This is a genomic window from Serratia sp. CY56464, from assembly GCF_052168435.1.
Classification (GTDB): Bacteria; Pseudomonadota; Gammaproteobacteria; order Enterobacterales; family Enterobacteriaceae; genus Serratia; species Serratia marcescens.
Map to the genome: position 1 here is coordinate 231,125 of NZ_JBJNMV010000004.1, position 24,525 is coordinate 255,649.

24 protein-coding genes are annotated in these 24,525 nt (G+C 61.6%); 18 read left to right on the top strand and 6 right to left on the bottom strand.

What is annotated here, in order from left to right; translation table 11 throughout:
- The first annotated feature begins 57 nt into the window (after window positions 1–57).
- Together ACJ8KE_RS19140 and ACJ8KE_RS19145 are read left to right on the top strand one after the other, a co-directional pair.
- Entirely contained in the window at window positions 58–1,521 is a 1,464-nt protein-coding gene (locus ACJ8KE_RS19140; protein WP_016929476.1) for a serralysin family metalloprotease, read from the top strand.
- A 55-nt stretch (window positions 1,522–1,576) separates the two neighbouring features.
- Entirely contained in the window at window positions 1,577–1,954 is a 378-nt protein-coding gene (locus tag ACJ8KE_RS19145; protein ID WP_016929475.1) for an AprI/Inh family metalloprotease inhibitor, read from the top strand.
- Window positions 1,955–1,994: 40 nt separating this feature from the next.
- Here the strand turns inward: ACJ8KE_RS19145 and ACJ8KE_RS19150 are convergent, their stop codons facing one another.
- Window positions 1,995–2,621, bottom strand: a complete 627-nt coding sequence (locus tag ACJ8KE_RS19150; protein WP_016929474.1) for a lysoplasmalogenase — start codon at window positions 2,619–2,621, stop codon at window positions 1,995–1,997.
- Between the two features lie 160 nt (window positions 2,622–2,781).
- Here ACJ8KE_RS19150 and ACJ8KE_RS19155 point away from each other — a divergent pair, with 160 nt between their 5' ends.
- Complete coding sequence (locus tag ACJ8KE_RS19155; protein WP_028127633.1) at window positions 2,782–3,138, top strand: DUF2500 domain-containing protein; 357 nt, start codon at window positions 2,782–2,784, stop codon at window positions 3,136–3,138.
- 3 nt (window positions 3,139–3,141) lie between these two features.
- Here ACJ8KE_RS19155 and ACJ8KE_RS19160 read toward each other — a convergent pair whose 3' ends face one another.
- Both ACJ8KE_RS19160 and rsmD read right to left on the bottom strand, forming a co-directional pair.
- Window positions 3,142–3,414: a DUF1145 family protein gene (locus tag ACJ8KE_RS19160; RefSeq protein WP_004934327.1), complete on the bottom strand. Its 273-nt coding sequence runs from the start codon at window positions 3,412–3,414 to the stop codon at window positions 3,142–3,144.
- Window positions 3,404–4,024, bottom strand: coding sequence for a 16S rRNA (guanine(966)-N(2))-methyltransferase (rsmD, locus tag ACJ8KE_RS19165; protein ID WP_016929471.1), 621 nt, complete (start codon window positions 4,022–4,024; stop codon window positions 3,404–3,406). Before rsmD ends, ACJ8KE_RS19160 begins: the two co-directional genes overlap by 11 nt.
- A gap of 242 nt (window positions 4,025–4,266) precedes the next feature.
- Between rsmD and ftsY the strand changes: the two genes are divergently transcribed.
- From ftsY to rpoH, 4 genes are all read left to right on the top strand, one after another.
- A complete protein-coding gene (gene ftsY, locus ACJ8KE_RS19170; protein WP_442517345.1) occupies window positions 4,267–5,931 on the top strand; it encodes a signal recognition particle-docking protein FtsY in 1,665 nt (554 codons plus the stop codon).
- Window positions 5,932–5,936: 5 nt separating this feature from the next.
- Window positions 5,937–6,608, top strand: a complete 672-nt coding sequence (gene ftsE / locus ACJ8KE_RS19175; RefSeq protein WP_004934337.1) for a cell division ATP-binding protein FtsE — start codon at window positions 5,937–5,939, stop codon at window positions 6,606–6,608.
- Window positions 6,598–7,551: a permease-like cell division protein FtsX gene (ftsX, locus tag ACJ8KE_RS19180; RefSeq protein ID WP_004934340.1), complete on the top strand. Its 954-nt coding sequence runs from the start codon at window positions 6,598–6,600 to the stop codon at window positions 7,549–7,551. The genes ftsE and ftsX overlap by 11 nt, the downstream gene beginning before the upstream one ends.
- A gap of 317 nt (window positions 7,552–7,868) precedes the next feature.
- Complete coding sequence (rpoH, locus tag ACJ8KE_RS19185; protein WP_004934345.1) at window positions 7,869–8,726, top strand: RNA polymerase sigma factor RpoH; 858 nt, start codon at window positions 7,869–7,871, stop codon at window positions 8,724–8,726.
- Window positions 8,727–8,790: 64 nt separating this feature from the next.
- Here the strand turns inward: rpoH and ACJ8KE_RS19190 are convergent, their stop codons facing one another.
- From ACJ8KE_RS19190 to panM, 3 genes are read right to left on the bottom strand one after another with little or no spacing between them, the layout of a single operon-like run.
- Window positions 8,791–10,809: a hypothetical protein gene (locus ACJ8KE_RS19190; protein ID WP_016929468.1), complete on the bottom strand. Its 2,019-nt coding sequence runs from the start codon at window positions 10,807–10,809 to the stop codon at window positions 8,791–8,793.
- A gap of 43 nt (window positions 10,810–10,852) precedes the next feature.
- Window positions 10,853–12,070 carry a DUF3142 domain-containing protein gene (locus ACJ8KE_RS19195; RefSeq protein ID WP_016929467.1) on the bottom strand — a complete coding sequence of 406 codons (1,218 nt, stop codon included), beginning with the start codon at window positions 12,068–12,070 and terminating at the stop codon, window positions 10,853–10,855.
- Entirely contained in the window at window positions 12,067–12,459 is a 393-nt protein-coding gene (gene panM / locus ACJ8KE_RS19200) for an aspartate 1-decarboxylase autocleavage activator PanM (protein WP_079450402.1), read from the bottom strand. The genes ACJ8KE_RS19195 and panM overlap by 4 nt, the downstream gene beginning before the upstream one ends.
- Window positions 12,460–12,864: 405 nt before the next feature.
- Here panM and ACJ8KE_RS19205 point away from each other — a divergent pair, with 405 nt between their 5' ends.
- The 11 genes from ACJ8KE_RS19205 (at window position 12,865) to ugpQ (ending at window position 24,523) form a co-directional block, all read left to right on the top strand.
- On the top strand, window positions 12,865–13,980 hold the full coding sequence (locus ACJ8KE_RS19205) for a branched-chain amino acid ABC transporter substrate-binding protein (RefSeq protein WP_015376289.1): 1,116 nt from the start codon (window positions 12,865–12,867) through the stop codon (window positions 13,978–13,980).
- Between the two features lie 117 nt (window positions 13,981–14,097).
- Window positions 14,098–15,024: a high-affinity branched-chain amino acid ABC transporter permease LivH gene (gene livH / locus ACJ8KE_RS19210; RefSeq protein ID WP_015376290.1), complete on the top strand. Its 927-nt coding sequence runs from the start codon at window positions 14,098–14,100 to the stop codon at window positions 15,022–15,024.
- The gene (locus ACJ8KE_RS19215) at window positions 15,021–16,304 is read left to right on the top strand and encodes a high-affinity branched-chain amino acid ABC transporter permease LivM (RefSeq protein WP_016929464.1); all 1,284 of its coding nucleotides are present in this window, start codon (window positions 15,021–15,023) and stop codon (window positions 16,302–16,304) included. Before livH ends, ACJ8KE_RS19215 begins: the two co-directional genes overlap by 4 nt.
- Entirely contained in the window at window positions 16,301–17,071 is a 771-nt protein-coding gene (gene livG / locus ACJ8KE_RS19220) for a high-affinity branched-chain amino acid ABC transporter ATP-binding protein LivG (RefSeq protein ID WP_016929463.1), read from the top strand. The genes ACJ8KE_RS19215 and livG overlap by 4 nt, the downstream gene beginning before the upstream one ends.
- Before the next feature lie 268 nt (window positions 17,072–17,339).
- Window positions 17,340–18,041: a high-affinity branched-chain amino acid ABC transporter ATP-binding protein LivF gene (livF, locus tag ACJ8KE_RS19225; RefSeq protein WP_072626519.1), complete on the top strand. Its 702-nt coding sequence runs from the start codon at window positions 17,340–17,342 to the stop codon at window positions 18,039–18,041.
- Window positions 18,042–18,085: 44 nt separating this feature from the next.
- Window positions 18,086–19,273 carry an aminotransferase-like domain-containing protein gene (locus ACJ8KE_RS19230; protein ID WP_110146503.1) on the top strand — a complete coding sequence of 396 codons (1,188 nt, stop codon included), beginning with the start codon at window positions 18,086–18,088 and terminating at the stop codon, window positions 19,271–19,273.
- A gap of 309 nt (window positions 19,274–19,582) precedes the next feature.
- A complete protein-coding gene (ugpB, locus tag ACJ8KE_RS19235) occupies window positions 19,583–20,902 on the top strand; it encodes a sn-glycerol-3-phosphate ABC transporter substrate-binding protein UgpB (protein ID WP_004934396.1) in 1,320 nt (439 codons plus the stop codon).
- A gap of 78 nt (window positions 20,903–20,980) precedes the next feature.
- Window positions 20,981–21,868: a sn-glycerol-3-phosphate ABC transporter permease UgpA gene (gene ugpA, locus ACJ8KE_RS19240; RefSeq protein ID WP_015376293.1), complete on the top strand. Its 888-nt coding sequence runs from the start codon at window positions 20,981–20,983 to the stop codon at window positions 21,866–21,868.
- Window positions 21,865–22,710 carry a sn-glycerol-3-phosphate ABC transporter permease UgpE gene (gene ugpE / locus ACJ8KE_RS19245; RefSeq protein WP_004934403.1) on the top strand — a complete coding sequence of 282 codons (846 nt, stop codon included), beginning with the start codon at window positions 21,865–21,867 and terminating at the stop codon, window positions 22,708–22,710. Before ugpA ends, ugpE begins: the two co-directional genes overlap by 4 nt.
- 5 nt (window positions 22,711–22,715) lie before the next feature.
- Window positions 22,716–23,786: a sn-glycerol-3-phosphate import ATP-binding protein UgpC gene (locus ACJ8KE_RS19250; protein WP_079450405.1), complete on the top strand. Its 1,071-nt coding sequence runs from the start codon at window positions 22,716–22,718 to the stop codon at window positions 23,784–23,786.
- Window positions 23,786–24,523 carry a glycerophosphodiester phosphodiesterase gene (gene ugpQ, locus ACJ8KE_RS19255; protein WP_016929459.1) on the top strand — a complete coding sequence of 246 codons (738 nt, stop codon included), beginning with the start codon at window positions 23,786–23,788 and terminating at the stop codon, window positions 24,521–24,523. Before ACJ8KE_RS19250 ends, ugpQ begins: the two co-directional genes overlap by 1 nt.
- Window positions 24,524–24,525: the final 2 nt, after the last annotated feature.

Sequence of the window (24,525 nt, forward strand, 5' to 3'; positions counted from 1 at the left end):
GAGGTTATGTCTATCTGTCTGATTGATATCAATCAGGTAATGAGTGGAATCGAACCAATGCAATCTACTAAAAAGGCAATTGAAATTACTGAATCCAGCCTCGCTGCCGCGACAACCGGTTACGATGCTGTAGACGACCTGCTGCATTATCATGAGCGGGGTAACGGGATTCAGATTAATGGCAAGGATTCATTTTCTAACGAGCAAGCTGGGCTGTTTATTACCCGTGAGAACCAAACCTGGAACGGTTACAAGGTATTTGGCCAGCCGGTCAAATTAACCTTCTCGTTCCCGGACTATAAGTTCTCTTCCACCAACGTCGCCGGCGACACCGGGCTGAGCAAGTTCAGCGCGGAACAGCAGCAGCAGGCTAAGCTGTCGCTGCAGTCCTGGGCCGACGTAGCCAATATCACCTTCACCGAAGTGGCGGCCGGTCAAAAGGCCAATATCACCTTCGGCAATTACAGCCAGGATCGTCCCGGCCACTATGATTACGGCACCCAGGCCTACGCCTTCCTGCCGAACACCATTTGGCAGGGCCAGGATTTGGGCGGCCAGACCTGGTACAACGTCAACCAATCCAACGTGAAGCATCCGGCGACCGAAGACTACGGCCGCCAGACGTTCACCCATGAGATTGGCCATGCGCTGGGCCTGAGCCACCCGGGCGACTACAACGCCGGTGAGGGCAACCCGACCTATAGAGATGTCACCTATGCGGAAGATACCCGCCAGTTCAGCCTGATGAGCTACTGGAGTGAAACCAATACCGGTGGCGACAACGGCGGTCACTATGCCGCGGCTCCGCTGCTGGATGACATTGCCGCCATTCAGCATCTGTATGGCGCCAACCTGTCGACCCGCACCGGCGACACCGTGTACGGCTTTAACTCCAATACCGGTCGTGACTTCCTCAGCACCACCAGCAACTCGCAGAAAGTGATCTTTGCGGCCTGGGATGCGGGCGGCAACGATACCTTCGACTTCTCCGGTTACACCGCTAACCAGCGCATCAACCTGAACGAGAAATCGTTCTCCGACGTGGGCGGCCTGAAGGGCAACGTCTCGATCGCCGCCGGTGTGACCATTGAGAACGCCATTGGCGGTTCCGGCAACGACGTGATCGTCGGCAACGCGGCCAACAACGTGCTGAAAGGCGGCGCGGGTAACGACGTGCTGTTCGGCGGCGGCGGGGCGGATGAATTGTGGGGCGGTGCCGGCAAAGACATCTTCGTGTTCTCTGCCGCCAGCGATTCCGCACCGGGCGCTTCAGACTGGATCCGCGACTTCCAGAAGGGGATCGACAAGATCGACCTGTCGTTCTTCAATAAAGAAGCGCAGAGCAGCGATTTCATTCACTTCGTCGATCACTTCAGCGGCACGGCCGGTGAGGCGCTGCTGAGCTACAACGCGTCCAGCAACGTGACCGATTTGTCGGTGAACATCGGTGGGCATCAGGCGCCGGACTTCCTGGTGAAAATCGTCGGCCAGGTAGACGTCGCCACGGACTTTATCGTGTAACACAGCAACGGAACGCCCGGCGCAGTCTCGGCCGGGCGTGATGCGGGAGCCCGGTATGAAAGGTACTTTAGCGCGCACCGCCTTGGCGGCGGGCGGCATGATGGTGACGAGCGCGGTGATGGCCGGCAGTTTGGCATTGCCGACCGCGCAGTCGCTGGCGGGACAATGGCAGGTGGCCGACAGCGAACGGCAATGCCAAATCGAGTTTCTGGCGGATGAACAAAGCGAGACCAACGGCTATCAGCTGGTGGATCGGCAACATTGTTTGCAGAGCGTGTTTGCGGCGGAAGTGGTGGGCTGGCGCCCGGCGCCGGACGGCATCGCCCTGCTGCGGGCGGATGGCAGCACGCTGGCGTTCTTCTCGCGCGACGGCGATCTGTACCGCAATCAGCTGGGTGCGGATGAGGCTTTGACGTTGAAAGCGCTGGCTTGATGAAGAAACGGGTTCGGCGCGCCGAACCCGCGGCAGGTCTCTACAGGTAGAGCGAACGCACGATCAGGAAGTGGCCGGAGAAGTAACAGAAAGCCACGATGGCGTCCGCCGCGCGGAAGGTGAAGCGGTAGCGGTTGAGCAGCCAAACCACGTTGGCCAGCAGCAGCAGCGAGGTGCCGATCAGCAGCGAGAAGCCGAAATCGGTGCTGCGCAGGAAATATTGTTCGCCCGCCAGCCAGACCATCAGCAGCGTCATCGCCACGTAGGTAACGATCGGCCAGCGCATCTCTTCCAGCCGGGTCCAGACGGTGGCCAGCAGCAGTGCGCCGATCGCCAGCAGCGCCAGCGGCAGCGGCCAGAACAGGCTGAACGTCATCTGGCTGGCGAAACTCAGGGTGTACAGCAGGTGGGACAGGAAAAAGGCGCCGATGGCGTACAGCACCCGTTCGCGCGGCAACAGGAGCAATGCGTCGCCGATCAGCGTCGCCAGCAGGCCGAGTACGATCAGATAACCCGCCGCGCCGAGCACCGGCGCCTGCCAGGCCAACAGCAACAGCAACAGCAGCGTGACGGGTTTGAACACCCAGCGCTGCCAGCGCGGCCCACGGTAAGAGGCGTCGACGAACAGCCAACCGGAAAAGAATACGGCAAGGAACGGCCAACTCATTTATGTCTTCCTTATGTATGAGAGAGCCGCAACAACCGGCTCCAAACTGTCACCCATGTCACTTCTTCATTTCAGTGTAGGTAGCCTGCCGGCGATCGACAATGCTTTCTTGAGAATGCTATGTTTACGCTGATTTAGCCGCGAAGGAAATGGGAAACCGATGAGTAAGCCACCGTTGTTTTTTGTCGCCGTGATGGCGTTGATCGCCGTGTTGGCCACGCAACGCTACTTCAAACAGCGCCAGCAGGAGGCGGAAAACGATCGCGCGCCGATGCGCAGTCTGCAGGTGACGGTGAGCGACAAACGCGCGGTGCCGGTCGCCAAGACCCGTGCGCCGCAGCGCGAACCGCTGGTCAATGAGCCGATGTATTACGAGGTGGTGTTCAGCCCGAACCAGGGCGGTGAAGACATCCAGCTGCGGCTGAAGCAATGGCAGTACAACCCGATTGAAAAAGGCGCGCAGGGCACGTTGAACATGCAGGGCACGCGCTTCGTCTCGTTCACCGCTCAGCCGTAGCGGTCACTTCTTCTTGATGGGCGGCTGTTTCTTTTGCCAGGCCAGCAGCTCGAACACGCCAAAGATAAAGATCTTGGCCTCTTGCCAGTAGCTGATCGGCTGATCCTTCGGCTGGGTGGATTTCAACAGCACCAGCTGCAGGCCGTGCATCACCACCATAAAGAACAGCGCCACGTCGATGAAATACTTCAGCGGCTTGGGAAATGGATGGAACAGGTTAGAGAGCAGGAAGCCCCACACGCACAGCATCAGCAGGCGGCCCAGATTAATCAGCATGATCGGTTTTCTCTTGCGAACGAATATAAAGGCGATAGGCCACCTGGCCGGCGACCTTCTCCCGGTGCAGCTGCCAACTGGCAGGCACGTCCGCCGCGGCGCTTTCCGCCTCGGCTTCTACATAGATCCAGGCCTCGTCGGCCAGCCAGCCGCGCTGTTCCAGCAACAGGGCGGTCTCCGCCAGCAGGCCTTTGCGAAACGGCGGATCGAGGAAGACCACGTCGAACGGTTGACCGTCACCCGCCAGCCAGCTCAACGCGTTGGTGTTGATAACCACCCCTTTGCCCTGCAGCAGCGCCAGATTTCTTTCCAGCTGCTGCGCCACCGGCCGTTCGAATTCCAGCAGCGTGGCGCTGCCGGCATAGCGCGACAGCGCTTCCAGCCCCAATGCGCCGCTGCCGGCGAAGCAGTCCAGACAGCGCGCGCCCTGAATCACCGGCGCCAGCCAGTTGAACAGGGTTTCGCGCACCCGATCGGTGGTGGGGCGCAGCCCCGGGCTGTTCGGCACCGGGAGTTTGCGGCCGCGCCATTGGCCGCCGATGATGCGGATCTGTCCGGCTGCGGCCTGGGGCGGTTTTTTGGCCGCCGCCCGTGGCGAGAGTCTTGTCATAAGCGTTGTTTGGTTTCTTTCGCGGCGCGGGGCCGCCGAGGTTAACGAAAAGTTGTCCCTATTCTACCGGTGACGGGCGTCGGGGGGAACGGTAAAACGTTGTTGTCTGATTTCACGCCGGAAAGCATGCCGGATGCGTGTTGCTGCGCGAGGGAAAGTGATAGACTCGGCGGATTATTGTCAGCATATATCCTTCAGGTATGGAGGGTAAGCGAGCCTTCGGTACGGAGTAGAGTCATAACATGGCAAAAGATAAGAAACGTGGGTTTTTCTCCTGGCTGGGCTTTGGCCAGAAGGAAAAGGAAAAAGAGCAACAGCAACCTGAGCCGTCGGTAGAGCAGGCGGAACCTCAGGCCGCGGAGACGCCGGCTGAACCGGCCGCCGCCAAGCTGGATGACAAGCTCCCCGCCCAGGAATCTGAACCTGCCGCCTCCGTCGACACCCCGGGAGAGTGGGATAACGGTCAGGCCGGTGAACAAATCGCGGAAAACCTACCGGCGGCGGCTGAACATCCGGCGGCGCCGCAAGCGTTAGCTGAAGAGATCGTCAGCGTCACCGAGCAAGTGGCGGCGCAGCAGCAACCGGTGGTCGAGCCAGAGCCGGTGGTTGAACCTGAGCCGGTCGTCGAGCCTGAGCCGGTGGTTGAACCTGAGCCGGTCGTCGAGCCTGAGCCGGTGGTTGAACCTGAGCCGGTCGTCGAGCCTGAGCCGGTGGTTGAACCCGAGCCGGTCGTCGAGCCTGAGCCGGTGGTTGAACCTGAGCCGGTCGTCGAGCCAGAGCCGGTGGTTGAACCTGAGCCGGTCGTCGAGCCAGAGCCGGTGGTTGAACCTGAGCCGGTCGTCGAGCCAGAGCCAGTGGTTGAACCCGAGCCAGTCGTCGAACCTGAGCCAGTGGTTGAACCCGAGCCAGTCGTCGAGCCCGAGCCGGAAGAAGAGCCGCTGGAGCCTGTTGTGCCGGCCGTTGCGCAAGAGCAGGAGCGCCCGACCAAAGAGGGCTTCTTCGCGCGCCTGAAGCGCAGCCTGCTGAAGACCAAGCAAAACCTCGGTTCCGGCTTTATGGGGCTGTTCCGCGGTAAAAAGATCGACGACGACCTGTTCGACGAGCTGGAAGAACAGCTGCTGATCGCCGACGTCGGCGTGGACACCACGCGCAAGATCATCACCTCCCTGACCCAGCACGCCAGCCGCAAGCAGCTGAAAGACGCCGAAGCGCTGTACGGCAAGCTGAAGGAGGAAATGTCCGAAATTCTGGCCAAGGTCGATCGGCCGCTGGATGTCAGCGGGAAAACCCCGTATGTCATCCTGATGGTCGGCGTGAACGGTGTGGGTAAAACCACCACCATCGGCAAGCTGGCGCGTCAGTTCCAGGCGGAGGGCAAGTCGGTGATGCTGGCGGCGGGGGACACCTTCCGCGCCGCGGCGGTGGAACAGCTGCAGGTGTGGGGCGAACGCAACCGCATTCCGGTGGTGGCGCAGCATACCGGCGCGGATTCCGCTTCGGTGATCTTCGATGCGGTGCAGGCCGCCAAGGCGCGCGGCATCGATGTGTTGATCGCCGATACCGCCGGCCGTCTGCAGAACAAATCGCACCTGATGGAAGAGCTGAAGAAGATCGTCCGCGTCATGAAAAAACTGGACGACCAGGCCCCCCATGAGGTTATGCTGACGCTCGATGCCAGCACCGGCCAAAATGCCGTCAGTCAGGCGAAATTATTTAATGAGGCCGTGGGCTTAACCGGCATCACGCTGACTAAACTGGACGGTACCGCCAAGGGCGGGGTGATCTTCGCCATCGCCGATCAGTTCGGTATCCCGATCCGCTATATCGGCGTCGGGGAAGGCATCGAAGATTTGCGGCCGTTTAAGGCTGACGATTTTATTGAGGCACTTTTTGCCCGAGAGGATTAATACGGATGATTCGCTTTGAACAGGTCAGTAAAGCTTATCTGGGCGGACGGCAAGCGCTGCAGGGGGTCGATTTCCATCTGCGCCCGGCGGAGATGGCGTTTCTGACCGGCCATTCCGGCGCGGGGAAAAGTACCCTGCTGAAACTGATTTGCGGTATCGAACGGCCCAGCGCCGGCCACATCTGGTTTGGCGGCCACGACATCAGCCGCTTGAAAAACCGCGAGGTGCCGTTCCTGCGTCGGCAGATCGGCATGATCTTCCAGGATCACCACTTGCTGCTGGATCGCACGGTGTATGACAACGTGGCGATGCCGCTGATCATCGCCGGCGCCAGCACCGAAGATATCCGCCGCCGCGTTTCCGCCGCGCTGGACAAGGTCGGTTTGCTGGATAAAGCGAAGAACTTCCCGATTCAGCTGTCCGGCGGTGAGCAGCAGCGCGTGGGCATCGCCCGCGCGGTGGTGAACAAGCCGGCGGTGCTGCTGGCGGATGAACCGACCGGTAACCTGGACGATGCGCTGTCGGAAGGCATTCTGCGCCTGTTTGAAGAATTCAATCGCGTCGGCGTGACCGTTCTGATGGCGACGCACGACACCGGGCTTATCGCCCGCCGCAATTACCGCATCCTGACGCTGAGCCAGGGCCGCATGCAAGGAGGCGCTCACCATGGCCAATAACGCAAAAACCGCCAAGAGCAAGGCGCTGCGCGGCGGCTGGCGCGAACAGTGGCGTTACGCCTGGATGAATGCCATCAAAGACATGCTGCGTCAGCCGTTGGCGACGCTGCTGACGGTGATGGTGATCGCCATTTCCCTGACGCTGCCGAGCGTGTGCTATATCGTGTGGAAAAACGTCAGCACCGCGGCCAGCCAGTGGTATCCGACGCCGCAGCTGACCGTCTATCTGGATAAATCGCTCGATGACGACGCGGCGCTGAAAGTGCTCGACGCCATCAAGGCGGAAGCCGGCGTGGAGAAGGTGAACTACCTGTCGCGTGAAGAAGCGCGCGGCGAGTTCCGCAACTGGTCGGGCTTTGGCGGCGCGCTGGACATGCTGGAAGAGAACCCGTTGCCGGCGGTGGCGATCGTCACGCCGAAGCTGAGTTTCCAGAGTTCGGACACCCTCAACACCCTGCGCGATCGCGTGGCGGCGGTGCAGGGCGTCGAAGAAGTGCGTATGGATGACAGCTGGTTTGCCCGCCTGGCGGCGCTGACCGGGTTGGCGGGCCAGATTGCGGCGATCATCGGCGTGCTGATGATTGTGGCGGTGTTCCTGGTGATCGGCAACAGCGTGCGTCTGAGCATCTTCAGCCGTCGCGACACCATCAACGTGATGAAACTGATCGGCGCCACCGACGGTTTTATCCTGCGGCCGTTCCTCAACGGCGGGGCGATGCTGGGCTTTGCCGGCGCGCTGCTGTCGCTGGTGCTGTCCGGGGCGCTGGTGTGGCAGCTGGAGTCGGTGGTCGCCGGCGTGGCCAAAGTGTTCGGCACCACCTTCACCTTGCACGGGCTGGGCTGGGATGAGGCGCTGTTGCTGCTGATCATCTCCGCGATGATCGGCTGGATCGCCGCCTGGTTGGCGACGGTGCAACATTTACGCCGATTTACACCACAGTAAGATTTTTTTGGTATACTCTTCTCCTGCTGCTTTTGATCGCGTTGCGGGAGAAGAGTGACCTCAAGCGAAGTCAGCACCATCCCTCTCTTCTTAGCGCACAAATTCCCTATCGGCCTGCACCCTCGTCACGTATTGTCAGCGACAATGCTTGCAAAAAAGGGTGAACTTCTAGGGCGGAGTACGGTCAAAAATTGCAGCAAATGTTAAGGTGTCCGGCGTGTGGAACCGCTTTTGCTTCAGCAACTGCCGTAGAATCAATCATTTCCCCGCTGTAATAATCACCTGCATGATTTTGTATTCTCATAGAGAGGGTTTGAATGACCAAAGAAATGCAAACTTTAGCCTTAGTACCCCAAGGTAGCTTGGAAGCCTATATCCGGGCAGCCAACGCCTATCCGATGCTGACGGCAGAGGAAGAGCGGGAGCTGGCTGAACGGCTGCATTATCAGGGCGATCTGGATGCCGCTAAGCAGCTCATCCTGTCTCACCTGCGCTTTGTCGCTCATATTGCCCGCAACTATTCAGGCTATGGTCTGCCGCAGGCGGATCTGATTCAGGAAGGCAACATCGGCCTGATGAAAGCCGTTCGCCGCTTCAACCCTGAAGTCGGCGTGCGTCTGGTTTCCTTTGCGGTGCATTGGATTAAGGCGGAAATCCACGAGTACGTATTGCGCAACTGGCGCATCGTGAAAGTGGCGACCACCAAAGCGCAGCGCAAGCTGTTCTTTAACCTGCGCAAAACCAAACAGCGTTTGGGCTGGTTCAACCAGGACGAAGTGGAACTGGTGGCCCGCGAGCTGGGCGTAACCAGCAAAGACGTGCGCGAGATGGAATCGCGCATGGCGGCGCAGGACATGACGTTCGATCCGACTCCGGACGACGAGGCCCGCGATGGCCAGTCGATGGCGCCGGTGCTGTACCTGCAGGACAAGAGCTCGGACTTCGCCGAAGGCATCGAGGAAGATAACTGGGAAAGCAACGCCGCAGACAAACTGGCCTATGCGCTGGAAGGTCTGGACGAGCGCAGCCAGCATATCATTCGCGCTCGTTGGCTGGACGACGACAACAAGTCGACGCTGCAGGAGCTGGCCGATCAGTACGGCGTTTCCGCCGAACGCGTGCGCCAGCTGGAAAAGAACGCCATGAAGAAACTCAAAATGGCGATCGAAGCCTGAGTCGATGCGAGATTCGATAAAAAAAGCCCGGCAAGCCGGGCTTTTTAGTGCCTGAAATTCGGCGTTATGGCGCCACGGCGGCGAAGTCCGGCGCCGGGCAGTCGTAGCCGAATTTCGCCGCCCACGGATAACGGGTGCCGGTGTTGATATAGCGCTGATAAAGCGCGCGGCCGGTTTTGGCGTCGCGCTTGATAACCCAGCTGGCGGCGTTACACAGCACGGCGGCATAGGCCTGGCTCTTCGGCGGCAGCAGATCGGCCGCCTGTTGCGCCAGCCCTACCGCCTGCCAGCGATAGTGCAGGAAACGGTTGTCTTCCTCCGGTAGCGCCGCCTTGGCGCGCGCCGCTTCTGCGCTGTCGATCCAGCTTTTATGCTTCAGCTCGCGAGTATCGAACGCATCCCCCAGATAGGAATAGCCGGCACCATAGATGGCGTAATCCGGCGTCATCTCATACCCGGTAAACTCCAGCCCCTGGGCGCGCAGCAGGTTGGCGGCGCGATAGTAAGCCTGCGCGCGCGTCAGCGGCGCGGCGGATTTGTCCTTGGCGGCCTTCAGCTCATCGGCATACTGCTGCGCCGCTTGCCGGTAGTTGGGAATATCGAAATAGGCCAGCGCTTCCGGCGCGCGTCCGACGCGCATCAGCCGCCGCGCCAGCAGTTCGCGCAGCTGCACTTCCGGCGTGATCTGCTGGCCGCCGTAGTCGTCCGGGTTTACCGGCTTGAGCGGCGTCGTCGGCGCCGGGGCGTGCTTATCGACAAAGCCTTTCAACTCATCGACGGTCAGCACCCGCTCCGCCACGTCGGCCACGTCGGCCCAGTAGAGCGCTTTGCCGCGATACAGCAGATCCATCGCCTGCAGATAGTCGCCGCGGTTCAGCGCCAGGATGGCCTGTTCGCCGGCCACCCGGCACTCGGGCACGATGGTTTCCGCGACGAAGTCGGCGTTGCGCTGTTCACCCCAGCTTTCGTCGGCGGGGAACGCGCTTGCCGCCTTGGCGTAGGCGGCGGTGGCGGCTTTCACGTCGCCGTCGCGCAGCGCCATTTTGGCGCGCAGCCACCACGCCAGGCCGCTGTCGCCGGCGTTTTTCAGCAGGCTCGCCGCCATCGGGTATTGCCCCGAACGGTAAGCCAGCGCCGCCAGCCGATCGCTGCCGGCGAAGCCGCTTTTCACTGAGCCGTCCAGCAGCGTCAGGATCTGGCTGATGATTTGCGCGGAGCGGCCGTTGCCGTCGGTATCCGCCATTTGCAGGTTGCCGCTGCGGGCGAACAGCTCAATGGTCACCAGCTGCTGGATCAACGGATCGCCGATAACCTGCTTCAGCGTGTCCAAATGGTCGGGATTGACCAGGAGGCTGGAGACGTACTGCAGCGACTGCCCGCCGCTCGGATCGCCCTGCGCCGCCTGTTGCGCGTACAGGTGGGCGGCGGGGGCGACGTCACCCAGCCACAGGTGAATGCGCGCCTGTTGCCCAAGACTGCTCAGCGCCAGCTGATCGGGATCGGCGACGCCGTTTTTCACCCGATCGATCACCTGCTGGAATGCCGCCAGCGCCTGTTCAAGCGCGGTTTTTGGCGGATGCTCGGCGGCGGGGGCGGTTTCACCAGATTCATTCACCGGCGTCCCGTGGTCCGCCATCAGTACCCGCCCCAGCGAATACTGCGCCCGCAGTCCCCAGTCGCCCTGCTCGGCGGCCGGTAGCTTCAGCACCTGCTGGAAATAGTCTGCGGCGCGCGGATCGTGGCTGGCGAAAGCCACGGCGCCCAGTTGATAGAGACGCGCGGCGTTGGACAACCCCTGCGTATTGACGGCGTCAGCCTCTTCCACCGTTTTGGCGGCGCGCATTTTGCCGATCGCGATCGTTTCCGGCGATTGCGGCATCGGTTTCGGCGGCATCGGCGGCGGCGGGGCTTGCCAGTGCGGCAGCTGTTTATCCATCGGCACCAGCCGGCCGGCTTCGAAGGCGAAATTGCCCTCCGGCATATACAGCAGGGTGCCGTTGCGGTCGATCAGCAGCCGGTTAGGAAAATCCGGGCCGCAGGCATAGCCGTTCAGCGGCAGCGCCAGCGCGGCGCCGATCAGCATGGCCAGCGGAAGAAGGCGGCGGGTGTTCCGTGCCGCGCGCGTATCAAGGTGTGACAAGGGTGCCTCCTGGCGTCAGTTGTTGGCAGCGCAGCCAGCCCAGCGGCCGGGATTGTCCGGCGCGCAGCTGATCGCCGCTGATTCGAATAAAGCGTTGCCGTTGCGGTGCGGACTCCAGCCGGTAGTTGCCGACCGCGTCCGCCGCCAGGCAGTCGTCGGCGCGGATGATGACTTCTTGCGGCAGCGGGGCGTCCACCGGCCCGTTGTTATGAATTATCAGATCATACAGCCCGTTTTGCTGTGGCTGAGGCCTAAATTTTACCTGCCAGTCGACATTCAGCGGCCGCCGTTCGATCACCGCTCGCAGCGTGGCGAGCGACCAGGCGCGCCGATCGTCCGCCAGCGGCAAGCGGAACCAGATAATGCCGCGCAGCCGGGGCGGCGTTTGCTGCGCCAGCGTTTGCAGAAAATCGGCGATCTGCTGCGGCGCGACCGCCAGCTCACGGCCGTTGCCCGCCACGCGCAGCGAGGATTCGCTCTCCACCTGCGCACCCTGCGCATCAAACCCCAGCAGCGCCATGCCATAAGCCGGCAGCGCGACGCGAAACGGCTTCGGTGTGACGGCGGCGTACTGCCGCACCCAGCGTAGCGCCAAGGGGCCGTCAAACAGCCCCTGCTGCGGCGAGAGCACCGCATGCACCTGCAGGACGGAGCTGTCGGCCTGTTGCAGTACGCCGGGCAGGTCGGGCGAGCCGATCCAGGCCGGCAGGGCGGTGATGCCGAGCTGCACAGCGGCGGGCAGCCGTTGGCGTAACCGCTGCAGAAAGCGTTGGTAGTCCGGCAGGCGGGCGGTGGCGGCGTCATGATCGATCTCGACGCCGGTGACGGGCAGCCCGGCCGCCTGCCAGCGCTGGGTGAGCGCCAGCAGGCGCTGGATAATGGCCGCCTGGTCCAGCTGCGGCAGCTGGCCGTCGAGGCGCGCCACCAGCCAGAGCGGGCGGCCGTCCTGCTTCAGCAGGCTGAGATCGGCCGGGATTTCCCGCCAGCCTTCACGCGGATGCACCTGCAGCGCCAGCACTCGCACCCCGCTGAACAGATCGCGGCTGTGCGCCAGCGCATCGGCGTGCTGCGGCGTCCACACCCGCTGCCAGACATAAACCTGCTGATCCCAGCCTGAGGCCAGGCGCAGCGCCTGCTGATGCCCGGCGAACCAGGCCGCCAACCCCAGCGCAATCAAAACCAGCGCCGCCAACCGGCGTTTCATTTTTGCCAGAGATCGCCCTGCGGTGCAAAGCCGCAGGCGCGCATGAAGTTATCGACTTCCCCGCGTTCGCGCGGCGTCAGACCGGCGGTCGACAGCTGCCAGTGGGCGACCTGCGGCAGCTGACGCTGCGCATCCTGCACCAGGTAAAGACCGACGCCGCGGCGGCGCGTCACTTCGCGCACCAGCAGATCCTGCAGTTCGGCGCGGTCGTCCTGCAGCGCAATTTTCACCGCGCCCAGCAGACGCTCGTTGAAGCGGGCGGCGAACAGCGCCCTGCCGTCGCTTAGCCAGCGCTGCCACTGTTCCGGCTGCTGGTGCGGCCAAATTTTACCGAGGTCGATAAGGTCTTGCGGGGATAGCGCGGTCAGGCGCTCGATGGTCAGTTTCATGCAGAATTTCCGCGCAGCTAAATGATGCCGACAGTGTAATAGATCTTGTGCAGAGCGTTGTGTAAGTTTTTCTGTACGATTACTGTGCAATATGTTTTTTGCACGGGGCATTTTCCGAGTAAATAGTTAGTAAAGGGATTGTTAACCAGCACAACGCGCTACGCCTCAAGGTAAACGGCGCAGATTTAATTCGAATTTTATCCTGTTTACACCGCTTGTTTCTGCCTGATGAAGTTGATTTGCAGCAGAAAATTCCTGTTTAATGGCATGAAAAATAAAGTCTTATTAGAAAATAATGCCGGCAAGGCGCCTAAATCATTATTACTTATAACAAAAGCGGTCAATAACGATCGGGCGCAGGCAAACACAACAGGTACGTTCACAACGACAGATGGGGATTTGCGGATGAAATTAACAACAGGTAAGGCACTGCTGGCGGGTTGCATTGCGATGGCCATGAGCCAGGCGGCCATGGCGAAAGACATCAAGGTGGCGATCGTCGGGGCGATGTCCGGCCCAGTCGCGCAGTATGGCGACATGGAGTTTACCGGCGCGCGCCAGGCGATTGCCGACATCAACGCCAAGGGCGGCATCAAGGGCGACAAGCTGGTCGGCGTGGAATATGACGACGCCTGCGATCCGAAACAGGCGGTTGCGGTCGCCAACAAGGTGATCAACGACGGCATTCGCTACGTGATTGGCCACCTGTGTTCCTCTTCCACCCAGCCGGCGTCCGATATCTATGAAGACGAAGGCGTGATCATGATTACCCCGGCGGCCACCAACGCCGATCTGACCACCCGCGGCTACAAGATGATCCTGCGCACCACCGGCCTGGATTCGGATCAGGGCCCGACCGCCGCCAAATACATCCTCAGCGACATCAAACCGAAGCGCATCGCCGTGGTGCACGATAAGCAGCAATACGGCGAAGGTTTGGCGCGCTCGGTGCGCGACAGCCTGAAAAAACAGGGCACTGAAGTGGCGATGTTTGAAGGCATCACCGCCGGCGACAAAGACTTCTCCACCCTGGTGGCGCGCCTGAAGAAAGAGAATATCGACTTCGTATACTTCGGCGGTTACTACCCGGAAATGGGCCAGATCCTGCGTCAGGCCAAACAGGCCGGGTTGACGACCCGCTTTATGGGGCCGGAAGGCGTGGGCAACTCCTCACTGTCCAACATCGCCGGCGCCGCTTCGGAAGGCATGTTGGTGACGTTGCCGAAACGCTACGATCAGGTGCCTGCCAACCAGCCGATCGTCGATGCGTTGAAAGCCAAGAAGCTGGATCCGACCGGCCCGTTCGTCTGGACCACCTATGCCGCGCTGCAGTCGCTGACCACCGGGATGGAGCGCAGCGGCAGCCAGGAGCCGGCGGACATCGTCAAGGATCTGAAAACCGGCAAGCCGGTGGACACCGTGATGGGGCCGCTGAGCTGGGATGACAAGGGCGACCTGAAAGGCTTCGAGTTCGGCGTGTTCGAGTGGCATGCCAACGGCACGTCCACACCGATCAAATAAGCCATAATGATTAGGGTGGGGCGCAGTTTGCTGTGCCCGGCGGGTCGGCTTGCCGGCCCCGTCTCCCTTTACCCGCCGGTTCTCCGTCGGCGGGTTTCGCAGCCAAGGGTTCAGAGTATGTCAGAGCAGCTCCTCTATTTTCTGCAGCAGATGTTCAACGGCTTAACGTTGGGCAGCACCTATGCATTGATCGCCATCGGTTACACCATGGTTTACGGCATCATCGGCATGATCAACTTCGCCCACGGCGAGGTGTACATGATCGGCAGCTATGTCTCCTTTATCGTTATCGCCGCCCTGATGATGCTCGGCATCGACGTCGGCTGGCTGCTGATCGGCGCCGCGTTTCTGGTCTCGATCGTCATCGCCAGCGCCTACGGCTGGAGCATCGAGCGGGTGGCCTACAAACCGGTGCGCAACTCCAAGCGCCTGATTGCGCTGATCTCGGCCATCGGCATGTCGATATTCCTGCAAAACTACGTCAGCCTGACGCAGGGCTCGCGCGATCTGGCGCTGCCCAGCCTGGTCACCGGCCAGTGGGTGCTGGGGGAAAGCAACGGCTTCGCCGCCACCATCAGCACCATGCAGCTGACCATCTGGCTCGTGACCTTCCTGGCGATGCTGGCGCTGACGCTGTTTATCCGCTATTCGCGCATGGGCCGCGCCTGCCGCGCCTGTGCGGAAGATCTGAAGATGGCCAGCCTGCTGGGCATCAACACCGACCGGGTGATCTCGCTGACCTTCGTCATCGGTGCGGTGATGGCGGCGGTGGCCGGGGTGTTGCTCGGCCAGTTCTACGGCGTCATCAACCCTTACATCGGCTTTATGGCCGGTATGAAAGCCTTTACCGCCGCGGTTCTGGGCGGCATCGGCAGCATTCCCGGCGCGATGATCGGCGGCCTGGTGCTGGGCGTGGCGGAAGCGCTGACCTCCGCCTATCTGAGCACCGAATACAAAGACGTGGTGTCGTTCGCGTTGCTGATCGTGGTGCTGCTGATCATGCCGACCGGCATTCTCGGGCGTCCGGAGGTTGAGAAAGTATGAAACTCAATCTGCTCAATGCGCTGATCGCCACGGCGGTGCTGTTCGTGATGGCGTCGTTCCTGATGGGCATGCAGCTCAGCCTGGACGGCACCAAACTGGTGGTGCACGGCGCGGCGGAAGTGCGCTGGATGTGGATCGGCATCGGCTGCGTCATCGTCTTTTTATTCCAGCTGTTGCGCCCGCTGCTGCAACAGGGATTGAAAAAAGTCTCCGGCCCGGCGTTCGTGCTGCCGAGCTTCGACGGCACCACGCCGCGGCAAAAGCTGCTGGCGGCTCTGCTGCTTGTGGCGGCGGTCGCCTGGCCGTTCCTGGTGTCGCGCGGCACGGTGGATATCGCCACCCTGACGCTGATCTACGTGATGCTGGGCCTCGGCCTCAACGTGGTGGTGGGCTTGTCCGGTCTGCTGGTGCTCGGCTACGGCGGTTTCTACGCCATCGGCGCCTACACCTACGCGCTGCTGAATCACTATTACGGTTTCGGCTTTTGGGAGAGCCTGCCGCTGGCGGGCATCGTCACCGCCGCCTTCGGCTTCCTGCTCGGTTTCCCGGTGCTGCGGCTGCGCGGCGACTATCTGGCGATCGTGACGCTCGGCTTCGGCGAGATCGTGCGCATTCTGCTGCTGAACAATACCGAGATCACCGGCGGGCCGAACGGCATCAGCCAGATCCCGAAACCGACCTTCTTCGGCCTGGAGTTCAACCGCAGCGTGCGCGACGGCGGCTGGGATACTTTCCATAACGTCTTCGGCCTGAAATACGATCCGAGCGATCGCATCGTATTCCTGTACCTGGTGGCGTTGCTGCTGGTGGTGCTGACGCTGTTCGTCATCAACCGCCTGCTGCGCATGCCGCTCGGGCGCGCCTGGGAAGCGCTGCGCGAAGACGAGATCGCCTGCCGCTCGCTGGGCCTCAGCCCGACGCGCATCAAGCTGACCGCCTTTACCATCAGCGCCGCATTCGCCGGGTTTGCCGGCACGCTGTTCGCCGCGCGCCAGGGGTTCGTCAGCCCGGAATCTTTCACCTTCGTCGAGTCTGCCTTCGTGTTGGCGATCGTCGTACTGGGGGGCATGGGCTCGCAGTTCGCGGTCATTCTGGCGGCGATCCTGCTGGTGGTGTCGCGCGAGCTGATGCGCGATCTGAATGAATACAGCATGTTGCTGCTGGGTGCGCTGATGGTGCTGATGATGATTTGGCGGCCGCAAGGGCTGTTGCCGATGAAACGGCCGCAGTTGAAGCTGCAGGCGGCGGACATTCACGCGGGCAAGGGGGAACAGGCATGAGCGTTCAACCTTTACTGCAGGTGGAAGGCCTGTCGATGCGTTTCGGCGGGCTGCTGGCGGTCAACAATGTGGCGCTGACGCTGAACGAAGGCGAAATCGTGTCGCTGATCGGCCCCAACGGCGCCGGTAAAACCACGGTATTCAACTGCCTGACCGGTTTTTACCGCCCGACCGGCGGCACCATCAAATTGCGCGATCGCCACCTGGAAGGGTTGGCGGGGCAGGCCATCGCCCGTATGGGCGTGGTGCGTACCTTCCAGCATGTGCGGCTGTTCCGTGAAATGACGGTGATTGAGAACCTGCTGGTGGCGCAGCATCAGCATCTGAAAAGCGGCGTGTTCGCCGGGCTGCTGAAAACCCCGGCCTTCCGCCGTGCCGAAGCCGAGGCGCTGGCGCGCGCGGCGGAGTGGCTGGAGCGCGTCGGCCTGCTGGAGATGGCCAACCGTTCGGCGGGCAACCTGGCCTATGGGCAGCAGCGGCGGCTGGAGATCGCCCGCTGCATGGTGACCCGGCCGGAGCTGCTGATGCTGGACGAACCGGCCGCCGGCCTCAACCCGAAAGAGACCGACGAGCTGGATCATCTGATCGTCGAGCTGCGCGAGCGGCATAAGGTCTCGGTGTTGCTGATCGAGCACGACATGAAGCTGGTGATGGGCATTTCCGACCGCATTTATGTGGTGAATCAGGGCACGCCGCTGGCGCAGGGCACACCGGCGGAGATCCGCAACAACCCGGACGTGATCCGGGCTTATTTGGGCGAGGCTTAAGACTGTGTCCCATCATTGTTCGTGCCATCGTCGCAGACCCAAAAACCCGCTATCAAGGCGGAAGATGAAGAACATAGCGGGACTATGTTCGAATCTGACAACGCAGAGAGCGGGTTTTTGGGGCGCGACCCGCAGGGCTGGGGCTATTTCGCCGCGCCGCTGCGTTACTCACCGTTTATTTGGCCCACCAAACCTCACGGCTCGCGCCTTGCTGCGCAGCGAAATAATCACCAGCGATGCTCACGCACAATGACGGGGCGCAGTCTTTATGTTGTCATTCAATCAGGTATCCGCCCATTACGGCAAAATTCAGGCGCTGCATCAGGTCAGTCTCACGATAAGTCAGGGCGAAATCGTGACGTTAATCGGCGCCAACGGCGCCGGTAAAACCACGCTGCTCGGCACCCTGTGCGGCGAACCGCGCGCCAGCGAAGGCAGCATCGTCTTCCAGGGGCAGGACATCACCCAGTGGCAAACCTCGCGCATCATGCGCGAAGCGGTGGCGATCGTGCCGGAAGGGCGGCGCGTCTTCTCGCGCATGACGGTGGAAGAAAATCTGGCGATGGGCGGCTTCTTCGCCGATCGTCACCAATATCAGCAGCGCATCGAACGGGTGTTCACGCTGTTCCCGCGCCTGCAGGAGCGCCGAAGCCAGCGTGCCGGCACCATGTCCGGCGGCGAACAGCAGATGTTGGCCATCGGCCGCGCGCTGATGAGCCAGCCGAAGCTGCTGCTGCTCGACGAACCTTCGCTTGGGCTGGCGCCCATCATCATCCAGCAGATTTTCGACATCATTCAGCAGCTGCGGGAAGAGGGCATGACCATCTTCCTGGTGGAGCAAAACGCCAATCAGGCGCTGAAATTGGCGGACCGCGGTTATGTGCTGGAAAACGGCCGCGTGGTGTTGGAAGATACGGGGGCTGCATTGTTAGCCAACGAAGCAGTGAGGTCGGCGTATCTGGGCGGTTAATCCGCCCCCCTACGAATTAAAATAATCAGGTACGAGAAGAAGAAATGAAGACAGAAGGGTTACTCGCGCAGCGCATCGTTAACGTAAAAAGTTCGGCCATCCGTGAATTGCTTAAGCACAGCAAGATGGAACACGTCATTTCGCTGGCGGGCGGCATCCCCTCTGATGCGCTGTTCGATTTCGAAGGATTGAGCATCGCCACCCAGCAGGCGATCACCGAACAGCCGAAAAGCGCGTTCCAGTATGGTTTGACCGAGGGCAGCCCGCTGCTGCGCGAGCGCATTTGCGCGCTGTGCGCCGAGCGCGGCGTCACCGCTGGCGCGGAAGAGGTGATGGTCACCGCCGGCTCGCAGCAGGCACTGGATTTGGTGATGCGCGCCATCGTCAACCCGGGCGACGTGTTTGTGGTGGAGCGCCCGACCTACCTGGCGGCGCTGCAAACGCTGGAACTGGCGGAGGCCAACATCATGTCGGTCTCGTCTGACAGCGACGGCATGGTGGTGGAAGAGCTGGCCGAACTGCTGAAAACCCAGCGCATCAAGGGCGTGTACGTGGTGCCGAACTTCGGCAACCCCAGCGGCATTACCCTCAGCGCCGCGCGCCGCGAACTGCTGGTGAAGCTGGCCGCCGAACATAACTTCCTGATCATCGAAGACGATCCGTACGGCGAACTGCGTTTCACCGAAGAGCGCCACCCGACGCTGCATCAGGTGTCGCAGCGGGTGCTGGGCAACACCGACCACATCATCTATACCTCGACTTTCTCCAAGATCCTGGCGCCGGGCCTGCGCTTGGGCTGGGCGATCCTGCCGCCGTTCCTGCTGCATAAAGTGGCGATCATCAAACAGGCGGCGGATCTGCACGCCAGCGCCCTGTCGCAGAGCATCGTCGAATGCTACCTCGGCCTGGATCGCCTGCCGGCGCAGATCGACAAGATCCGCGCCGCCTACAAGCAAAAGGGCGAGATCCTGGCCGGTATGGTGGAGCAGGAGCTGGGCGACTACATCACCTTCGATAAGCCGAAGGGCGGCATGTTCCTGTGGGCGCGTTTCCGCCAGCCGTTCAACGCCACCGCATGGCTGAACACTACGCTGCAGCAGGGCGTGGTGTTCGTGCCGGGGGAATACTTCTTCTCCGACAACCCGGATCGTTCGACCTTCCGCCTGTCGTTCGCCACCGCCACCGAGCAGCAGATGCAAGAAGCGGTCGCGCGCCTGCGTCGTTCGCTGTAATCCTCGCGGCGGCGGAGCCTATGCCCGCCGCCGACATCAAACCGCCATCTTCACTTCACCTTGCCGTCATGTGGCTGTCATCTAACGGTTATTTTTCTGTCATCCGCGCATGGCATGTTATCCCCCGTCATCTTTCGAGCCGCAGCGTTGTTGGCTGCCCGGCTGCCCCCCTGTCACTTAGTTAGCTAAGCTCCAGGGAGCCAGCAGGTTGCCGCCTGGCTGCAACTCGAAAGCTATAGGGGCACTCCCTCATTAAGAATTGATTCTTTTCGCTCACGCGCTTTTACACCAGCTTTTCAGGAGTTAGGCATGCTCACCTACGCTATTCGCAAAACCACGCTGTGCGTCGCATTGACCCTGGCGGTCAGCGCCCAGGCGCTGGCGGCGACAGAAATCCCGTTCTGGCATTCGATGGAAGGCGAATTGGGTAAGGAAGTGGATTCCCTGGCGGATCGCTTCAACCAGTCGCACAGCGACGTCAAGATTGTGCCGGTTTATAAAGGCAACTACGAACAGAGCCTGGCGGCGGGCATCGCCGCTTACCGCTCCGGCAAGGCGCCGGCGATCCTGCAGGTTTACGAGGTGGGCACCGCCACCATGATGGCCAGCAAAGCCATCAAACCGGTCTATGAAGTGTTTAAAGAGGCCGGCATCAACTTCGACGAGTCGGTGTTCGTGCCGACGGTGGCCGGCTATTACACCGACAACAAGAGCGGCCATCTGCTGTCGCAGCCGTTCAACAGCTCCACGCCGGTGCTGTACTACAACAAAGACGCCTTCAAAAAGGCCGGCCTGAACCCGGATCAACCGCCGAAAACCTGGCAGGAACTGGCGGCGGATACCGCCAAACTGCGCGAAGCCGGCATGAAGTGCGGTTACGCCAGCGGCTGGCAGGGCTGGATCCAACTGGAGAACTTCAGCGCCTGGCACGGCGTGCCGTTCGCCAGTGAAAACAACGGCTTTGGCGGCACCAGCGCCAAGCTGGAGTTCAACCAACCGCTGCAGGTCAAGCATATCGCGTTGCTCGAAGCGATGAACAAGAAGGGCGACTTCACCTATTTCGGCCGCAAAGACGAATCCACCGAGAAGTTTTATAACGGCGACTGCGCCATCACCACCGCCTCATCCGGTTCGTTGGCGGACATCAAGCACTACGCCAAATTCAACTACGGCGTCGGCATGATGCCGTACGACGCCGACGCGAAAAATGCGCCGCAAAACGCCATCATCGGCGGGGCCAGCCTGTGGGTGATGAACGGCAAAGACGCCGCCACCTACAAGGGCGTGGCCGAATTCCTGCAGTACCTGGCGCAGCCGGAAATCGCCGCCGAATGGCACCAGAAGACCGGCTATCTGCCGATCACCACCGCGGCTTACGATCTGACCAAGCAGCAGGGCTTCTACGACAAGAACCCGGGTGCCGACGTCGCCACTCGCCAGATGCTGAACAAGCCGCCGTTGCCGTTCACCAAGGGCCTGCGCCTGGGCAACATGCCGCAGATCCGCAGCGTGGTGGATGAGGAACTGGAAGGCGTGTGGACCGGCAAGAAAACGCCTCAGCAGGCGTTGGACGCTGCCGTGCAGCGCGGTGACGTGCTGCTGCGCCGCTTCGAAGCTTCGACCAAGTAACCCCGCGTCGCGGGCCCGGTAGACCGGGCTCGCGTCTTCACGCCGATCCTCCCGTACCCGATTAATGGTTTAACTGCTATGTCATCTTCCCGTCCCGGTTTCGGCTGCAGCTGGCTGCCCTATGCGTTGGTGCTGCCGCAGCTGCTGATTACCGCCGTCTTCTTTTTATGGCCCGCCGGCGAGGCGCTGTGGTATTCGGTGCAGAGCCTCGATCCGTTCGGCCTGTCCAGCCAGTTTGTCGGGCTGGATAACTTTAAACAGCTGTTCCAGGATCCTTACTACCTCGACTCGTTCTATACCACGCTGATCTTCAGCTTCCTGGTGGCGGGCATCGGGCTGGCGGTTTCGCTGTTCTTCGCCGCGCTGGTGGACTACGTGCTGCGCGGCAGCCGCCTCTATCGCACGCTGATGATCCTGCCCTACGCGGTGGCGCCGGCGGTGGCGGCGGTGCTGTGGATCTTTCTGTTCAACCCCGGTCTGGGGTTGATCACCCATTTCCTCAACGGTCTGGGCTATAACTGGAACCATGCGCAAAACAGCGGCCAGGCGATGTTCCTGGTGGTGCTGGCTTCGGTATGGCAGCAGATAAGCTATAACTTCCTGTTTTTCCTCGCGGCGCTGCAGTCTATTCCGCGTTCGCTGGTGGAAGCGGCGGCCATAGACGGCGCCGGCCCGGTGCGGCGTTTCTTCCATCTGGTGCTGCCGCTGATCGCGCCGGTCAGCTTCTTCCTGCTGGTGGTCAATCTGGTGTACGCCTTCTTCGATACCTTCCCGGTGATCGACGCCGCCACCGGCGGCGGGCCGGTGCAGTCCACCACCACGTTGATCTACAAAATCTACCGCGAAGGCTTCGCCGGGCTGGATCTCTCCAGTTCCGCCGCGCAGTCGGTGATCCTGATGTTGCTGGTGATCGGCCTGACGGTGATCCAGTTCCGCTTCGTTGAACGTAAGGTGCGCTACCAATGATTGAGAATCGACGCGGGCTGGACATCTTCAGCCATGTGATGCTGATTATCGGCGTGCTGGTGGTGCTGTTCCCGCTGTACGTGGCCTTTGTCGCCGCCACGCTGGACGACAAACAGGTGTTTCAGGTGCCGATGACGCTGGTGCCCGGCGGCCACCTGTGGGAGAACATTCGCAATATCTGGCAGGGCGGCGTGGGCAATCTCAAGGTGCCGTTCTCGCTGCTGCTGCTCAACAGCGTGATCATGGCGCTGGCGATCACCTGCGGCAAGATCGCGGTGTCGGTGCTGTCGGCTTACGCCATCGTGTATTTCCGTTTCCCGCTGCGCAGCCTGTTTTTCTGGCTGATTTTCCTCACCCTGATGTTGCCGGTGGAGGTGCGCATTTTCCCGACGGTGGAGGTGATCTCCAACCTCAATCTGCTGGACAGCTACACCGGCCTGACGCTGCCGTTGATGGCCTCGGCCACCGCGACCTTCCTGCTGCGCCAGTTCTTCATGACGCTGCCGGATGAGCTGCTGGAGGCGGCGCGCATCGACGGCGCCGGGCCGATGCGTTTCTTCTGGGACATCGTGCTGCCGCTGTCGAAAACCAATCTGGCGGCGCTGTTCGTCATCACCTTTATCTACGGCTGGAACCAATACCTGTGGCCGATCCTGATCACCAGCGACGCCTCGATGGGCACCGCGGTGGCGGGCATCAAGAGCATGATCTCCACTTCCGGCGCGCCGACCCAGTGGAACCAGGTGATGGCGGCGATGATTCTGACTTTATTGCCACCGCTGGCGGTGGTGCTTCTGATGCAGCGCTGGTTTGTGCGCGGTCTGGTTGATAGCGAGAAATAACGACGATGGCAGGATTAAAACTACAGGCGGTCACCAAGTCTTACGACGGTAAAACGCCGGTGATCAAACAGATCGACCTCGACGTGGCGGACGGTGAATTCATCGTGATGGTCGGCCCGTCCGGCTGCGGCAAATCCACGCTGCTGCGGATGGTGGCCGGGCTGGAGCGCACCACCAGCGGCGATATTTATATCGATACCCGGCGCGTGACCGATCTGGAGCCCAAGGATCGCGGCATCGCGATGGTGTTCCAGAACTACGCGCTCTATCCGCACATGAGCGTGTACGACAACATGGCCTACGGCCTCAAGATCCGCGGTTTCGGCAAGGATCATATCCGCCAGCGGGTGGAGGAGGCGGCGCGCATTCTGGAGCTGGAGCCGTTGCTCAAGCGCAAGCCGCGCGAACTTTCCGGCGGCCAGCGCCAGCGGGTGGCGATGGGGCGCGCCATCGTGCGCGAACCGGCGGTGTTCCTGTTCGATGAACCCTTGTCCAACCTGGACGCCAAGCTGCGGGTGCAGATGCGCCTGGAGCTGCAGCAGCTGCACCGACGCCTGAAAACCACCAGCCTGTACGTGACCCACGATCAGGTGGAGGCGATGACGCTGGCGCAGCGGGTGATCGTGATGAACAAGGGCGTGGCGGAGCAGATCGGCACCCCGAGCGAGGTATATCAGCGGCCGGCTTCGCTGTTCGTCGCCGGCTTTATCGGCTCGCCGGCGATGAACCTGCTGCCCGGCACCCTGAGCGCCGACGGCGGCCAGCTGCTGCTGGCGGACGGCATGGCGCTGCCGTTGCCGGCGGCCAAGCCGCAGTGGGCGGGACGGCCGTTGACGCTGGGCATTCGGCCGGAGCATATTCAGCTGGTGGCGCAAGGCCAGGGCGTGCCGCTGCAGCTGCAGACGCTGGAACTGCTGGGAGCCGATAATCTGGCGCACGGCCAGTGGGGCGGTCACGGGGTGATCGCGCGGCTGTCGCATGAAACCTTGCCGGCGGCGGGCAGTACGCTATATTTGCAGCTGCCTGCTCAGGCGCTGCACTTCTTTGACACCCACAGCGGATTACGGATGGATTGATGACGAGACCCTGGCCTTACCCACATATTGTCGCCCACCGCGGCGGCGGTTCTCTGGCGCCGGAAAACACCCTGGCGGCGATCGACGTCGGCGCGCGCCACGGCCACAAGATGATCGAGTTCGACGCCAAACTGGCGCAGGACGGACAAATTTTCCTGCTGCATGACGATACGCTGGATCGCACCAGCAACGGCTGGGGCGTGGCGGGCGAACTGCCGTGGGACAAACTGGTGCAGCTGGACGCCGGCAACTGGTACAGTTCGGCCTTCAAGGGCGAGCGGCTGCCGCTGCTGTCGGAGGTGGCGGAACGCTGCCGGGAACACGGCCTGATGGCCAATATCGAGATCAAACCGACCACCGGCAGCGACGATGAAACCGGGCGGGTGGTGGCGCTGGCGGCGCGGTTGCTGTGGCAAGGGCAGACCGACCCGCTGCTCTCCTCCTTCTCGGTGGAAGCGTTGGCGGCGGCGCAGCGCACCGTGCCGGATTTGCCGCGTGGCCTGCTGCTGGAGGAGTGGGACGACAACTGGCGCGAGCTGACGGAGCGTCTGGACTGCGTCTCGCTGCATATCGACCACAAAGCGCTGACCGCCGAGCGGGTGAACGCGTTGAAAGACGCCGGGCTGCGCATTCTGGTGTATACCGTCAACCAACCGGATCGCGCGCGCCTGCTGCTCGACTGGGGCGTTGACTGCATTTGCACCGACCGGATAGATTTGATTGGCTCGGATTTTTAATC